The organism is Pseudomonas tolaasii NCPPB 2192 (assembly GCF_002813445.1).
In the GTDB taxonomy this organism is placed as follows: domain Bacteria; phylum Pseudomonadota; class Gammaproteobacteria; order Pseudomonadales; family Pseudomonadaceae; genus Aquipseudomonas; species Aquipseudomonas tolaasii.
The window spans coordinates 5,159,214-5,173,254 of sequence record NZ_PHHD01000001.1 but is presented as its reverse complement, the minus strand read 5'-3'; the positions used below and the strand labels follow the sequence as shown (position 1 = coordinate 5,173,254).

Annotated in this window: 13 protein-coding genes; 8 read left to right on the top strand and 5 right to left on the bottom strand. The window is 62.6% G+C overall.

Going from position 1 to position 14,041, the window contains the following annotated elements; all coding sequences use genetic code 11:
* Positions 1 to 45 precede the first annotated feature (45 nt).
* Entirely contained in the window at positions 46 to 648 is a 603-nt protein-coding gene (locus tag ATI14_RS23760) for a MiaE family protein (RefSeq protein WP_016971501.1), read from the top strand.
* Here the strand turns inward: ATI14_RS23760 and ATI14_RS23755 are convergent.
* A complete protein-coding gene (locus ATI14_RS23755; protein WP_016971502.1) occupies positions 604 to 1,803 on the bottom strand; it encodes an MFS transporter in 1,200 nt (399 codons plus the stop codon). The two genes, ATI14_RS23760 and ATI14_RS23755, sit on opposite strands and share 45 nt — an antisense overlap.
* Positions 1,804 to 1,960: 157 nt before the next feature.
* Between ATI14_RS23755 and ATI14_RS23750 the strand changes: the two genes are divergently transcribed.
* Both ATI14_RS23750 and ATI14_RS23745 read left to right on the top strand, forming a co-directional pair.
* Entirely contained in the window at positions 1,961 to 2,668 is a 708-nt protein-coding gene (locus ATI14_RS23750) for a response regulator (RefSeq protein ID WP_016971503.1), read from the top strand.
* A complete protein-coding gene (locus ATI14_RS23745; RefSeq protein WP_016971504.1) occupies positions 2,669 to 3,946 on the top strand; it encodes an ATP-binding protein in 1,278 nt (425 codons plus the stop codon).
* 65 nt (positions 3,947 to 4,011) lie between these two features.
* Here ATI14_RS23745 and ATI14_RS23740 read toward each other — a convergent pair whose 3' ends face one another.
* From ATI14_RS23740 to ATI14_RS23725, 4 genes are all read right to left on the bottom strand, one after another.
* Positions 4,012 to 4,803, bottom strand: a complete 792-nt coding sequence (locus ATI14_RS23740) for a MipA/OmpV family protein (RefSeq protein ID WP_016971505.1) — start codon at positions 4,801 to 4,803, stop codon at positions 4,012 to 4,014.
* A gap of 16 nt (positions 4,804 to 4,819) precedes the next feature.
* Positions 4,820 to 6,643, bottom strand: coding sequence for a serine hydrolase domain-containing protein (locus ATI14_RS23735; RefSeq protein ID WP_016971506.1), 1,824 nt, complete (start codon positions 6,641 to 6,643; stop codon positions 4,820 to 4,822).
* Between the two features lie 94 nt (positions 6,644 to 6,737).
* On the bottom strand, positions 6,738 to 7,226 hold the full coding sequence (locus tag ATI14_RS23730; RefSeq protein WP_016971507.1) for a GFA family protein: 489 nt from the start codon (positions 7,224 to 7,226) through the stop codon (positions 6,738 to 6,740).
* Between the two features lie 33 nt (positions 7,227 to 7,259).
* On the bottom strand, positions 7,260 to 8,150 hold the full coding sequence (locus ATI14_RS23725; RefSeq protein WP_080519820.1) for a LysR family transcriptional regulator: 891 nt from the start codon (positions 8,148 to 8,150) through the stop codon (positions 7,260 to 7,262).
* Positions 8,151 to 8,326: 176 nt separating this feature from the next.
* On the opposite strand from ATI14_RS23725, the gene ATI14_RS23720 reads away from it, so the two are divergent.
* The 5 genes from ATI14_RS23720 to ATI14_RS23700 all read left to right on the top strand — a co-directional run bounded on the left by ATI14_RS23720 (position 8,327) and on the right by ATI14_RS23700 (position 13,826).
* On the top strand, positions 8,327 to 9,145 hold the full coding sequence (locus ATI14_RS23720; protein WP_016971509.1) for an HTD2 family dehydratase: 819 nt from the start codon (positions 8,327 to 8,329) through the stop codon (positions 9,143 to 9,145).
* A 21-nt stretch (positions 9,146 to 9,166) separates the two neighbouring features.
* Positions 9,167 to 10,330 carry an acyl-CoA dehydrogenase family protein gene (locus ATI14_RS23715; protein ID WP_016971510.1) on the top strand — a complete coding sequence of 388 codons (1,164 nt, stop codon included), beginning with the start codon at positions 9,167 to 9,169 and terminating at the stop codon, positions 10,328 to 10,330.
* Positions 10,331 to 10,340: 10 nt separating this feature from the next.
* On the top strand, positions 10,341 to 11,690 hold the full coding sequence (locus ATI14_RS23710; protein ID WP_080519819.1) for an MmgE/PrpD family protein: 1,350 nt from the start codon (positions 10,341 to 10,343) through the stop codon (positions 11,688 to 11,690).
* A gap of 9 nt (positions 11,691 to 11,699) precedes the next feature.
* On the top strand, positions 11,700 to 12,893 hold the full coding sequence (locus ATI14_RS23705) for a CaiB/BaiF CoA transferase family protein (protein ID WP_016971512.1): 1,194 nt from the start codon (positions 11,700 to 11,702) through the stop codon (positions 12,891 to 12,893).
* Between the two features lie 117 nt (positions 12,894 to 13,010).
* Positions 13,011 to 13,826, top strand: coding sequence for an HpcH/HpaI aldolase/citrate lyase family protein (locus tag ATI14_RS23700; protein ID WP_016971513.1), 816 nt, complete (start codon positions 13,011 to 13,013; stop codon positions 13,824 to 13,826).
* Positions 13,827 to 14,041 lie beyond the last annotated feature (215 nt).

Sequence of the window (14,041 nt, the reverse complement as noted above, 5' to 3'; positions counted from 1 at the left end):
CGGTATAATCGGCGCCCTTTTGTGATCCTTTTGCCCGTGAGCCCGATGAACCTGCCCGAAATCCACGAATTCCTCGGTTGCCGCACCCCCGACGCCTGGGTCCAGGCCGCGCTGGCCGATCAGGAAACCCTGCTGATCGACCACAAGAACTGCGAATTCAAGGCCGCCAGCACCGCCATGAGCCTGATGGCCAAGTACCACGGCCATGTTGACCTGATCAACATGATGTCGCGCCTGGCCCGCGAGGAGCTGGTGCACCACGAACAAGTCATGCGCCTGATGAAAAAACGCAAGGTCGAGCTGCGCCAGCTGCACGCCGGGCGTTACGCCTCGGGTTTGCGCAAAGTCGTGCGCACCCATGAGCCGGTCAAGCTGGTGGACACGCTGGTCGTCGGCGCGTTTATCGAAGCGCGCAGTTGCGAGCGTTTCGAAGCACTGGTGCCGCATTTGGACGAAGAACTTGGCAAGTTCTACTTTGGGCTGCTCAAAAGCGAAGCGCGACACTTTCAGGGGTATTTGAAACTGGCTTACCAGTATGGCGACGTCAAAGACATCGCCCAGGTGATCGAGCGGGTGAGGGCGGCCGAGCAGGAACTGATCGAGTCACCCGACATCGAGTTCCGCTTTCACAGTGGCGTGCCAGCCTGAAGCGACGGCCACGCCGATCAACGCGGTGATCCCCACCAGCAGCAGGATCACCGTCTGCGTGCCCAGCGGCGCTGCCAGCACCGCCACCAGCAAGCCTGCCAGCGGCTGGGACAGGTTGTTGAGCAAGGTGATCACGCCGACGGTCTTGCCGAAATCCTGCACCGGGATGACCCGCTGCCGGATGCTGCGCTGGTACACGCTGAACATTTTGTCGAAACCGATGACCAGCAAAAAGCCGAGGGTGTACACCCAGAGCTCAGTGCCGAGGGCGGTAAGCAAGGCCCCGAGGGTCATCATGGCGTAAGACAGGCCACCCAGCACTTTGAGCGTCAGGGTGGTGCGCGCCAGATAAAACAGAATCACGATGGTGACCAACGCCCCGGCGGTTTGCAGCAGAGCGTAGTCGTGTTCGCTGGCGGCGTACTGGCCGGTGTACATGGCGGCAGATGTTGCCAGTGTGACGCCAAACACCAGGTTGACGCCGGCCGCCAGGGTCACGATCCGCCGCAACTCGGCCAGGTTGCCGATGTGCCGGAAGGCGACGCGCAGAGGCTGCAGCCAGATGTCGCGATGCTGCTCGAAGCTTTCCAGCTGTACCGCGCTTGTGCGCTGCCACAGGCTCATCGCCAGATCGGCCAGCACAAAAAGCCCGGCGACGCCCAGTACCACCCAGTTCCACGCCCAGGCTTGCAGCATCAGCGCGGCCACCAACGGGCCCAGCACCAGGCCGCTCTGGTCGGCGATCTGTGAATACGACAAGGTTTTGGCGTAGGTGTACTGTTTGAAAATGTGCGGCATCAGCACTTCGCGGGCCATGATGCCCTGGGTCGTCAATACGCCGCACAGGGCCGACAGCATTACCAGCCAGTAAATGCCGTCGAACGCGGCATGCAGCGCGACCGCAACCACACACACCAGTGCCCGATAGACCTGGCTGATATGCAGGATGCGCACAGGGGAGAACTTGTCACACAGCGCGCCACACACCGGAAACGCCAAAAAGCGTGGCAGCGATTCAACAAAAAACGCGAGGCCCGCCCACGAGACGCTGTGGGTCGTTTGAAACACGATAAGCGGCACGATAAACAACAGAATCTGATCCGCCAGGCGCGACAGGAACAGCGAAACAAAGAACGCCAGGTAATCTTTGCGCATACCTCTCCCTGTCAGTGGCGTTAAAGACTGCGGGCTTTTTGTTAAAAACTCTTAAAAGCATGAAGCTTCGTCGGGCCGCAATGGCCGGCGGCTTCTGTTGGCCAGCTTGCCACCTATAATGCCTGCACTTCAATCCGCGCTTGCACACTGAGAATTTATGGAAAACCTGGGTCTGGGCAAGGTCCTGCTCGTTGAGGACGACGAAAAGCTGGCTGGGCTGATCGCGCATTTTCTGTCGCAACACGGCTTCGAGGTGCGCGTGGTGCACCGGGGCGATGAAGCCCTGGCGGCGTTTCTGGACTTCAAACCGAAAATCGTCGTGCTCGACCTGATGTTGCCGGGCCAGAGCGGCCTGCACGTGTGCCGTGAAATTCGCAACGTGTCCGACACGCCCATTGTCATCCTGACCGCCAAGGAAGACGACCTCGACCATATTCTCGGCCTGGAATCCGGTGCCGACGACTACGTGATCAAACCGATCAAGCCACCGGTGCTGCTCGCCCGGCTGCGCGCCCTGCAGCGCCGCCAGGTGCCCGAGCCGACGGTGCGCGGGTCCCTGGAGTTTGGGCGTTTGTCGATCGACCGCAGTTGCCGGGTGGTCAGCCTGGGCGATGACAAGATCGACCTCACCACCATGGAATTCGAGCTGCTGTGGCTGCTGGCAAGCAATTCCGGCACCATTCTTTCGCGCGACGACATCCTCAACCGCATGCGCGGCATTGCCTTCGACGGCTTGAACCGCAGTGTCGACGTGTACATCAGCAAGCTGCGCGGCAAGCTCAATGACAACCCGCGCGAACCGGTGTGCATCAAGACCATCTGGGGCAAGGGGTATCTGTTCAACCCGTTTGCGTGGGAGGTCTAGATGCTGCGGCTGTTTCTGCGCCTCTATGTGATTCTGGCGCTGGGGTTGGCAGGGGCCATCTGGCTGGTCAACTACACCTTCGACGAACTGCTGCCGGAGGCCAATGAGGTTTATAACCGCGAGGCCCTGCGTGGCCCGGCGTATGGCGTGGTGGAGCAACTGCGTCCGCTGCAGGGTGCCGCACGCGAGGCACGCCTGGCCGAGCTGCAGCCCCATTACGGTTTGCACCTGCAGTTGGTGCAGCGCGACAGCCTGGCGTTGACGGAGCGCGAGCAGAAACTCCTCGCCGATGGCCAGTTGGTGGTGCGCGGAGACTTCATGGAGTTCATCACCAACATTGACGGCGGCCCGCAACTGCTGGACATCAAGTTGCCCGAGGAACCCAAGTGGTTGTACCTGTGGGCTTACGGCTTCCTCGGCGTGAGCCTGGCGATTGTGCTGTATTTCTGGGTACGGCCCCACTGGCGCGACCTGGAGCATATCCGCCTGGCCGCGCAACGGTTCGGCGACAACGACCTCGGCTCGCGCATCCTGCTGCCACGCCGCTCGACCGTGCGCGAGCTGGCCGGGCACTTCAACCAGATGGCCGAGCGCATCGAAAGCCTGATCGCCAATCAGCGCGAACTGACCAACGCGGTGTCCCATGAATTGCGTACGCCCATTGCGCGACTGTCGTTCGAACTCGACCAACTCAAGCAGCAGGCTGACCCGCGCCAAAGCCGCGAACTGATTGCCGACATGTACGCCGACCTCGGCGAACTGGAAGAAATGGTTTCCGAGCTGCTGACGTATGCCAGCCTGGAGCGCGGCGCCACTCAAGTGACCCGGGAGAATATCGAAGCCCACAGCTGGCTCGACAGCGTGATCGGCAGCGTGGCCCTGGAAGCCGAGGCTGCAGGGGTGCAGTTGTCGCTGCGCACGTGTGAGGTCGACTTTATCCAGATCGAACCGCGTTTTATGGCGCGCGCGGTGATCAACCTGCTGCGCAACGCGATTCGCTACGCCGAGCGACGGGTAGAGGTGTCGCTGGTCAAATTTGGCAGCGGTTATGAAGTGCGCGTCAGTGATGATGGCCCGGGAGTGCCGCTGGAAGGCCGGGCGAAGATTTTCGAGCCATTTATGCGCCTTGATGCCAGCCGCGACCGTCGCACGGGCGGGTTCGGGCTGGGGCTTGCGCTGGTGCAGCGGGTCAGCCAATGGCATGGCGGGCAGGTCGAAGTGCTGGACTCGGAGTGGGGCGGGGCATCGTTCCGGATGACGTGGGCGTATGCCGAATAACCGTGTGAAAACTCTAATGTGGGAGCTGGCAAGCCAGCTCCCACAGGTTTAATTGGGCCAGCTGATTAAAAGGTGTATTCCACCATCCCCATCACCGACGTCTGCAACCGCCGCTCCACAATCGGGCTTTTGCCCGCTTCATCCGCCAGGTACTGCACATCCAGCAAAGTCGAGAACTGGGTGTGCTCGCTGATCGGCAAGCTCCACACCAGGTTCATGCCATTGCTGATATTGCCTGCACCGGCCTTGTAGGCCTTGAAGCGGCTTTGCGCCGCCTGGCCGGTGGTCACGCCGTACCAGGTCTGCAAGTAGTTGCGGTCGCCGAAGTGGCTGTTGAGGCTGGCGTCGAGGGAGCCGTAGCGGCCCTCGTACAGGTTGGTGCCCAGGCTGAGTTCCAGGTGGGTGTAGGCCTTGCCGGTGTCTTTGTGGTCGTCTTCTTTCAGCGCGTGCTCAAGCGTTGCGCCGGCGATCACGCCGCCCAGGTTATAGCTGGCGCTGACCCCCAGTTGCGGGCGGGCTTTGATCTCGCCCATGCCCTTGAGGCGCTTTGAGCCGGCATGCAGGGTCTGGTTTTTATCCTTGCGTGAGTCGCTGGCGCCCACATAGGCAGAAAAGCTCAAGGCGTGGCCTTCATAGCCCCAACCCAGGCCTTTGTCGGTGTCGAGGAAAACTCCCCAGGGGCTGACCACCTTGCCACCCAGCAGCGGTGCGGTGGTGCGTTCGTCACTGCCGCTGTAGCGCGGCGCGTTGGCGATGCCCGCCTGGAGGCTGTATTGCCAGTCTTCGGCAATCGCGGTGTCGGCGGCGGCCAGCAGGCACAACGAGGTGAAAGACAGGCAGAGGTTTTTTGAGCGCATCAGGTGTTCGTCCGGGTTAGAAAATCAGGTTTTTTTGCAGGGAGTTCGTGCGTTTGAAGGAGTAGCCTGAAGCACTGAGGCCGTTGATCTGGCGGCTTACGGTGTCGCCCAGGCCGTAGCCATTGCCGGCCAGCACTGCGTGGGCGTTGTCGACAGGGAGCAGGATGTAATCGGTCAGCGGCTCGCCATGCAGTTGGCCGCGAATCACCAGAAAACCGTCCTCCAGCCTCACGCTGATGCCGCTCAACGGGGCGTCGGGCTCATGGGTGCTGAGCACTTGGTAGGTGCCGATGGTGTCGGCCCAGGCGGAGGGCAGCGGTTGGGCGTCGACACGTTCGCCAATGGCGATGCGCTGACCGTTGCTGCGGGCCGTGAGCATCTGCCGGCCCTGCACGGTGACAACGTCTAACTGCACGCGCCCCAGTTCGCCAAGGTCCTTGTGCCAGAAACCGAGGACTTTTTTCTGCGCGCGCAGCCAGCCCTGGTCGTCACGAACCAGCTCGAAATCAAAGCCCGCGAGTTCGCCGGACAGCCGGTCACCCTCGTTCTTGATCCGGAACACCCCCCAGGCCGTGGCATAGAACCCGGCCAGACGCTTGCGGTCGACCGCGGCCGGGACCTGGCGCAATTTGAGCCCCAGGCCCGGCTTGTGACAGTCCTCGGCACACACGGCGTGGCCGGTTTGCGCCTGCAACATCAGGCGCAAGGCTTCGGTGGACAACGACACCACCATGTCCTCGGCGTTGCTGTCGTTGGCCATGATGATCACCGCCAGTTGCTGGTCCGGCAGCACCGTCAATTGCGCGGCGAAATCATCACCACCACCGCTGTGCTGGAAGCTCCGTACGCCGGGGCCCACCGGCTCGTCACCGCACGGCGCCAGAAACCAGCCCAGGCCCATCTGGCAGTCGAAGTCGAGTGCGTTGCCGGTGTTCTGCTGGGTGAACATCTCGTCGATTGAAGCGTTGCTCACCAGTTGCTTGCCTTTATAGAAGCCATTGGCGAACAGCATCTGCACGAAGTGGCTCAAGTCTTTAGGGCTGGACCACAGGCCACCGGAAGCGAGATCGCGCACCTGGGCGTCGGTGCTGGCGACGCCATCCTCATAACCCATGGCGCGAAAGCTCAGTTGCGTGCCGGTGCCGACAAAACTCGACTGGTTCATTTCCAGCGGTTTGAGCAGGCCGCTTTGCAACTGCGCTTCGAAGCTTTTGCCGCTGCTGCGCTCGATGGCCGCGCCCACCAGCGAGTAGCCAAGGTTGGAGTACGCCACCTGGGAGCCCGGTGGACTGCTCAGCCACACGCCGGAGACGCGCATCGGCATCTGGCCCATGGCGTAACTGCTGCGCAGGTCGCGCAGGTGTTCGCTGGGCAGGCCGGATTGGTGGCTGAGTAGACGGCGCAGGGTGATGTCGCGGTCGGCGGCCGCCTGGTCGGTGTGAAAGCGCGAGCGCACGTAGAACTCGCGCAGGGTTTGCTGGATGGGATCATCCAGGCGCAGTCGTTGTTTCTCCACCAACTGCAGCGCCGCCGTCGCGGTGAGCAGTTTGGAGATGCCGCCGGCGCGGAATGCCGTGTTGGCCGTCACCGGCACACCCTGGGCCTTGTCCGCCAGGCCGAAACCCCGCGCCCAGATCAGCTCCTGGCCATTGACCAGCGCAATCGACAGCCCGGCCACATTCTCCCGGGCCATGTCCTTGGGAATGCGCGCCTGCAGGTAACGGATGATCGCGCTGTAGTCACCCTTTTGAATCGGCGGCGGGGCAGGGGGTTGCATGTGGCAACCCATGCTGCCCAGCAGACAACCCAGCAGCGGAATACCGCGCAATGTGCGAAACATGAAGAGCACCCGAATGGTGGTTTGGATGCTCGAATGCTAGGGCGCAGGCGTACAGCGGTCTTTGAGAGCTTTGTCGGGAAACTGTCAAAGACTGTTAACGCACCAGTCCCAATCGCTCATGCCATTGGGCGATGGATTCTTCGGGGTATTCGTCGAACTGCAGGTCGCCCTTGCGCACGCTGACTTCAACCCACGGCGCTTTCGAGCCAAGCATCAGGTGTGTGTGCTCCGGCGGCACCGGCAGCGGCGTGTCGATGGCCGAGGCAAACGGGTGGATTAACTCCGGCCATTCCGGGCTGAACAGCCACAGGGCGCTGCCGCATTGCGAGCAAAAGTGCCGTTCGGCGGTGCTCGCATGGGCACGGCTGGCGCCGTCCGGTTTGAGCCGGGCGTGGTAGATCGAAATCTGCTTGCGCCCGCGCACCTTCAAACTGGCCGTATCACCGGCCAGGTTGATCGCATAACCGCCGCCGCCCTGGGTCTTGCGGCAGATCGAGCAATAGCAACGCTGGTACGGGTAAGGGTGGGCGCTCTCGAGGCTGAACGTTACGGCGCCGCAATGGCAGGATCCTTCTAACTGCATGGGGAGTCTCCTCTGGCAAGGTGACTGTTGAGCTTAGGTGCTTTCGGGCATCAAGGTAGCAATCAACGCCCGAATGGTGCCGGGCAGCGCTTCCAGTTCGCGTACCAGGATACTGCGCTCGCGAATTGCCCATGACTCATCCAGCTTCACCGTCACCAACTGCATGGTGCGGCTGTGACGCACCGCGGCGGATTCGGGAATGATGCCGATGCCCACGCCGGCCTCGACCATCCGGCAAATCGCCTCGAAGCTCGACACCTGAATGCGCAACGACAAGTGCTTGCCCAGCCGCTCTACGTGTTCACGCAAAAAGCTCAGCAACGTACTGCCTTCATGCAGGCCGATGTGCTGGTAAGCGAGGGTTTGCTCCAGTGTGACGCTGGATTGGTCGGCCAACGGGTGCCCGGCGGGCACGATCAATACCAGTTGATCGGTGCTGAAGTGCAGCACCTGCAAGCCCGAGGCTTCCACGGGGCCGGCGATGATGCCCATGTCGCTGGTGCCGTCGAGCACGCCGCGCACGATGTCGCGTGATAACCGCTCCTGCAGGTCAACGGTCACGCCGGGCCGCGCGGACAAAAAGCCGGCGAGCACTTCCGGCAGAAACTCGGTCACCGCCGTGGTGTTGGCGAAAATGCGGATATGCCCGGCCGAGTCCACGCCGTACTGGGTGAACTCGCTTTTGAGGTAATCCACCTGGCGCATGATCAGCCGCGCATGGTGCAGCAGGCGTTCGCCTGCGGGGGTGATCTCTACGCCACGGCTGTCGCGGTACAGCAGACGCGTGTCCAGTTGCCCCTCCAACGCCTTGACCCGCGCACTGGCGGCTGCCGGCGAGAGAAACGCGCGCTTGGCGCCCTGGGTCAGGCTGGGGGATTCGGCGATATGGATAAACAGGCGCAGGTCGGCCAGATCGAAGTGCATGCAAAACACCTATTTGGGCAACGATGAAAATCACCTGTGGGAGCAGGCAAGCCAGCTCCCACAGGGAATGGCGTTCAGCATAGCCGAACGCCGGTTTATTGAAATGCAAATTCTCAGAACGGGCGGGTGCTTGCATGATCCGGGGCAGACACTCACTGCCCGAGGACCTGCCCCCGATGAGCGCCACCGATTGGATCGGCCGAAGCGAGACCGCCCACGACCACCTGAGCCACAACCTGCTCAAGCGCATTGCCGCCACCTTCGGTGAAGCCGTGCCTGAAGACGGCGCCGAGGTGCCGCACCTGTGGCAATGGTGCTTCTTTCAGGACCCGGTGCCTGAAGCGGCACTGGGCACCGATGGCCACCCGGCCCGCGGCGGGTTCCTGCCGCCCGCCGACAATCGCAACCGCATGTGGGCCGGCGGGCGTATCGAGTTCTTTCATGCCCTGCGTGCCGGTGAAGCGGCCACTCGCGTGTCGACCATCACCCAGGTGGAAGAGAAGACCGGCCGCACCGGCTCGCTGCTGTTCGTCACCGTGCGTCACGACTATTCGCAGAACGGCCGCCTGGCCATCCGCGAAGAGCAGGACATCGTGTACCGCGAGCCCACGCCGCCCAAACAGGGCAGTGGCGAAGCACTCGCGCAGGGCGAATGGCGTGAAGCCGTCGACCCTACGCCCACCCTGTTGTTTCGCTACAGCGCCGTGACCTTCAACGGCCATCGCATTCACTACGACTACCCCTACGTCACCGGCACCGAAGGCTATCCGGGCCTGGTGGTGCACGGGCCGCTGACCGCCACCTTGAGCCTGCGCGCGTTTTGCCGCGCCCACCCCGAAGCCACGGTACGCCGGTTTGCCTATCGTGGCGTGCGTCCGCTGATTGCGCCGCAGCCGTTTGAAGTCGGTGGGCGTATCACCGAAAACGGCGTGGCCGAGTTGTGGGCGGGCAATGCGGACGGCCTGGCGCAGACAGCAAACGTCCACTTCGAATAAATAAAGGCGGAGAGCCGAAACATGAACCCCAATAACAATGAAGAGCTCAACGCCATCCGCGAAGGCGTACGCGCCTTGTGCGCCGAATTCGACGCCGCCTACTGGCGCAGGATCGACGAAGAAAAAGGCTTCCCCGAAGCCTTCGTCAAAGCCCTGACCGACGCCGGCTGGCTGTCGGCGATGATCCCGGAAGAATACGGCGGCTCCGGCCTGGGCCTGGCCGAAGCCTCGGTTATTCTGGAAGAAGTGAACCGCTGCGGCGGCAACTCCGGCACCGTGCACGGCCAGATGTACAACATGTTCACGCTGCTGCGTCACGGCAGCGAAGCGCAAAAGCGTTTCTACCTGCCCAAGCTGGCCAGTGGCGAACTGCGCTTGCAGTCGATGGGCGTGACCGAGCCCACCACCGGCACCGACACCACCAAAATCAAGACCACCGCCGTCAAGCGTGGTGACAAATATGTGATCAACGGCCAGAAGGTGTGGATCTCGCGCATCCAGCATTCCGACCTGATGATCCTGCTGGCACGCACCACGCCGCTGGCCGAGGTGAAGAAAAAGTCCGACGGCATGTCGATTTTCCTGGTGGACCTGCGCGAAGCCATCGGCAACGGCCTGACCGTGCAGCCCATCGCCAACATGGTCAACCACGAAACCAACGAGCTGTTCTTTGACAACCTCGAACTGCCCGCCGACAGCCTGATTGGCGAGGAGGGCAAGGGCTTTCGCTACATCCTCGACGGCCTCAACGCCGAGCGCACGCTGATCGCCGCCGAATGTATCGGCGATGGTCGCTGGTTTATCGAGAAGGCCAGCGCCTACGCCCGCGACCGCGTGGTGTTCGGCCGGCCGATTGGGCAGAACCAGGGCGTGCAGTTTCCGATTGCCGAAGCCCATATCGAAATCGAAGCGGCGGACCTGATGCGCTGGCGCGCCTGCGAGGAATACGACAGCGGCGCCAACGCCGGGGCCAGCGCCAACATGGCCAAGTACCTGGCGGCCAAGGCGTCGTGGGAAGCGGCCAACGCCTGCCTGCAAACCCACGGCGGTTTCGGCTTTGCCTGCGAGTACGACGTTGAGCGCAAATTCCGCGAAACGCGCCTGTACCAGGTGGCGCCGATCTCGACCAATTTGATCCTGTCTTACGTGGCCGAGCATTTGCTCGAACTGCCACGCAGCTTCTGAGGCAACGACCATGAGCCATACCCAAGCCCTGTGTCGGTTTCTGGCCGATTTGAACGACGCGCAATTGCCCGAAAATGTACTGGCGCGCACCGAAGACCTGTATCTGGACTGGCTCGCCTCGGCGCTGGCGAGCAAGGGCGCACACCCGATCCCGTTGTTTGAGCGCTATGCGCAAAAGATGGGCCCCGCCAACGGCCCCTCCCAAATAATCGTCAGTGGCGGCGGCAGCAGCGCCTATTTCGCCGCGTTGGTCAACGCTGCTTCATCCCACCTGGTGGAGCAGGACGACCTGCACAACAGCTCCGTGCTGCACCCGGCGACGGTGGTGTTTCCCGCTGCGCTGGCCGCCGCGCAAGACCTCGGCAAATCCGGCCGTGATTTACTGCTGGCCTCGGTGGCCGGGTATGAAGCCGGCATTCGCATCGGCGAATTCATGGGCCGCTCCCACTACCGCATCTTTCACACCACGGCCACCGTCGGCACCCTGGCGGCGGCGGTTGCGGTTGGCAAACTGCTGGATTTCAACCAGGAGCAGTTCATCAACCTGCTCGGCAGCGCCGGCACCCAGGCCGCCGGGCTCTGGGAATTCCTGCGTGATGCGGCGGACTCCAAGCAATTGCACACGGCCAAAGCGGCGGCGGATGGTTTGCTCGCCGCTTACCTGACTGCCGACGGCCTGACCGGTGCCCGCAATATTCTCGAAGGCGACCAGGGGTTGGCCGCCGGCATGTCCACTGATGCCGAGCCCGCCAGATTGTCTGCAGGCCTGGGCAGCCGTTGGGCGCTGCTGGAAACCTCGTTCAAGTTCCATGCATCCTGTCGCCATACCCATCCGGCGGCGGATGCGTTGTTGCACCTGATGCAGCGCGAAGGCCTGCACGTCGAACAGATCGAACGGGTCGAAACCCGCGTGCATCAGGCCGCCATTGACGTGCTCGGTCGCGTCAACGTGCCGGCCTCCGTGCATCAGGCCAAGTTCTCCATGGGCACCGTGCTGGGCCTGATAGCCGTGCATGGCAAGGCCGGGCTTACGGAATTCCATGAACGGGCGCTGACTGATCCTGCGGTTTCGGCGTTCCGCGACAAGGTCAGCATGCGCCTCGACCCCGAAGTCGATGGCGCCTACCCGCAACGCTGGCTGGGCCGTGTCACGGTGACCACCACGGATGGCCGCACGCTGCAGGGCGCCATCGACGAGCCCAAGGGCGACCCGGGCAACACCTTGAGTCGCGTCGAATTGGCCGACAAATTCCAGCGTCTCACCCAATTCAGCCGCGCGTGCACCCCGGCCCAGGCCGACGCACTGATCGAAAAGGTCTGGAACCTGCGCGACGTCGCGTCCATGGCCCACTGGCTTTAAGGAGCTGTCATGACTCACCAACGACCGCTGGACGGCATTACCGTCGTCAGTCTTGAACACGCGATTGCCGCGCCGTTCTGCACCCGCCAACTGGCGGACCTGGGCGCCCGCGTGATCAAGGTCGAGCGCCCCGGCGCCGGCGACTTTGCCCGTGGCTACGATGAACGCGTGCGCGGCCTGGCGTCACACTTCGTGTGGACCAACCGCTCCAAGGAAAGCCTGACCCTGGACCTGAAGCAGGACGAGGCGAGCGATATCCTTGAAACACTGTTGGCCGACGCGGATGTGCTGGTGCAGAACCTCGCACCCGGCGCGGCGGCACGCATGGGCCTGTCGTTCGAGGCGCTGCATGAGCGGTTTCCACGGTTGATCGTCTGCGATATTTCCGGCTATGGCGAAGGCGGACCTTACGAGAACAAGAAAGCCTATGACCTGCTGATCCAGAGCGAGGGCGGTTTTCTCTCGGTGACCGGCGGCCCCGCTGAGGACCAGATGGCCAAGGCCGGGTGTTCCATTGCCGACATCTCTGCCGGCATGTACGCCTACAGCGGCATCCTTTCGGCGCTGCTGTTGCGCGGCAAAACCGGGAAGGGCAGCCGCATCGACGTGAGCATGCTCGAAAGCCTGGTGGAATGGATGGGCTACCCGATGTATTACGCGTTCGACGGCGCGCCACAACCGCCACGCGCGGGCGCTGCGCATTCGACGATCTACCCTTACGGGCCGTTTCCCACCGGTGACGGCGGTACTGTAATGCTGGGTTTGCAGAACGAGCGCGAATGGGCGGCATTCTGCGACAAGGTACTGCTTTCGCCGGAACTGGCGGTCGATGAGCGTTTCTCGGCCAACTTCAAACGCTCGGCCAACCGTGAAGTGTTGCGCCAGATCATTGTTGACAGTTTCGCCCGGCTCGACGCCGAGGCGGTAATCCAGCGCCTGGAAGACGCGCAGATCGCCAGTGCGCGGGTCAACGACATGCAGGGCGTGTGGAACCACCCGCAACTCAAGGCTCGCGACAGTTGGCGTGAAGTCGACAGCCCGGCCGGGTCGCTGCCGTCACTCTTGCCGCCGGCGCGCAATGCGGCTTTTACCCCGCGCATGGATGCCGTTCCCGCGTTGGGCCAGCACAGCCAAGGGATTCTGGATCAGCTGGGTTACTCCCCCGAATCCATCGCCAACCTCAAAACACGCGGTGTCATCTGACCCCTGTGGGAGCTGGCTTGCCTGCGATGGCGCCCAAGAGAGCAGTGTAAGCCTCAAGGCCCTCATCGCAGGCAAGCCAGCTCCCACAATGGACCGTGATCACAAGGATATTCAGTTATGCCTACTCCTCTTGTGCGTTCTGCCCTGTTTGTACCCGGAAGCCGCCCGGAGCGGTTCTCCAAAGCCCTGGCCAGTGGTGCCGATGCCGTGATTGTGGATTTTGAGGATGCGGTGGAAGAACCGCTCAAGCGCCAGGCGCGGGACAACCTCGGTGCGTTTTTAACCGGCAACCCCGCCGCTCAGGTTTGGGTGCGCATCAACGCGCCGGAGCATGCCGGGCATTTTGAAGATGTGGCGTTTTGCAAGGCCCATTCAAATGTGGTCGGCGTGCTGCTGCCCAAGGTTGAAAGCGCGGCGCAAGTGGCTGTGGTGGCGGCTATCGGCAAAGCCATCTGGCCGATCATCGAGAGCGCGCGCGGTTTGTTGGCAGTGGCTGAAATTGCCCAGGCCCCCCTGGTGGAGCGCCTGTCGTTCGGCGGCCTGGACCTGGCACTGGACTTGAACCTGAGCACTGACTCCCCGGCCGCCCGGTTTGCCCTTGACCAGGCACGCCTGGCGTTGATCGTGCACTCCCGTGCTGCAGGCCTGGTGGCGCCGCTGGACGGCGTGCACCCGGCGATAGACGACCCCGAAGGCCTGCGCCGCTCGATCCGGCATGCCTATGAGATGGGCTTTGCCGGCGCGCTGTGTATTCATCCAAAGCAGGTGGCGGTGATTCATGAAGCCCTGGCGCCGAGTGCCGAAGAACTGGCCTGGGCGAAGCGGGTTGTGGAAGCCGGGGCCCATGGGGCAGGGGCTTATCAGATTGATGGGCAGATGGTGGATGCGCCGGTGCTGCTGCGCGCCCAGAGGTTGCTCGCCGCCCGGCTCTAAAAATGTGGGAGCTGGCTTGCCTGCGATAGCGGTGTATCAGCCAAAAACTGCTGGGTCTGACAGACCGCTATCGCAGGCAAGCCAGCTCCCACATTGGATCGATGTTGCGCTTCGGATCTGCGTTCGGCCAGACCGAACGCAGGTATCAAAAAATCGAAATTCACTACACGCACCACATCAGGCACCTTGCCTTACAACACAACAATAAGAAGGTG

Bases quoted from the DNA above. Each gene is read 5' to 3' on its own strand.
- ATI14_RS23745 (WP_016971504.1), top strand. From the start codon at position 2,669: ATGCTGCGGCTGTTTCTGCGCCTCTATGTGATTCTGGCGCTGGGGTTG.
- ATI14_RS23750 (WP_016971503.1), top strand. From the start codon at position 1,961: ATGGAAAACCTGGGTCTGGGCAAGGTCCTGCTCGTTGAGGACGACGAA.
- ATI14_RS23730 (WP_016971507.1), bottom strand. From the start codon at position 7,226: ATGCAGTTAGAAGGATCCTGCCATTGCGGCGCCGTAACGTTCAGCCTC.
- ATI14_RS23740 (WP_016971505.1), bottom strand. From the start codon at position 4,803: ATGCGCTCAAAAAACCTCTGCCTGTCTTTCACCTCGTTGTGCCTGCTG.
- ATI14_RS23755 (WP_016971502.1), bottom strand. From the start codon at position 1,803: ATGCGCAAAGATTACCTGGCGTTCTTTGTTTCGCTGTTCCTGTCGCGC.
- ATI14_RS23760 (WP_016971501.1), top strand. From the start codon at position 46: ATGAACCTGCCCGAAATCCACGAATTCCTCGGTTGCCGCACCCCCGAC.
- ATI14_RS23700 (WP_016971513.1), top strand. From the start codon at position 13,011: ATGCCTACTCCTCTTGTGCGTTCTGCCCTGTTTGTACCCGGAAGCCGC.
- ATI14_RS23710 (WP_080519819.1), top strand. From the start codon at position 10,341: ATGAGCCATACCCAAGCCCTGTGTCGGTTTCTGGCCGATTTGAACGAC.
- ATI14_RS23720 (WP_016971509.1), top strand. From the start codon at position 8,327: ATGAGCGCCACCGATTGGATCGGCCGAAGCGAGACCGCCCACGACCAC.
- ATI14_RS23715 (WP_016971510.1), top strand. From the start codon at position 9,167: ATGAACCCCAATAACAATGAAGAGCTCAACGCCATCCGCGAAGGCGTA.
- ATI14_RS23735 (WP_016971506.1), bottom strand. From the start codon at position 6,643: ATGTTTCGCACATTGCGCGGTATTCCGCTGCTGGGTTGTCTGCTGGGC.
- ATI14_RS23725 (WP_080519820.1), bottom strand. From the start codon at position 8,150: ATGCACTTCGATCTGGCCGACCTGCGCCTGTTTATCCATATCGCCGAA.
- ATI14_RS23705 (WP_016971512.1), top strand. From the start codon at position 11,700: ATGACTCACCAACGACCGCTGGACGGCATTACCGTCGTCAGTCTTGAA.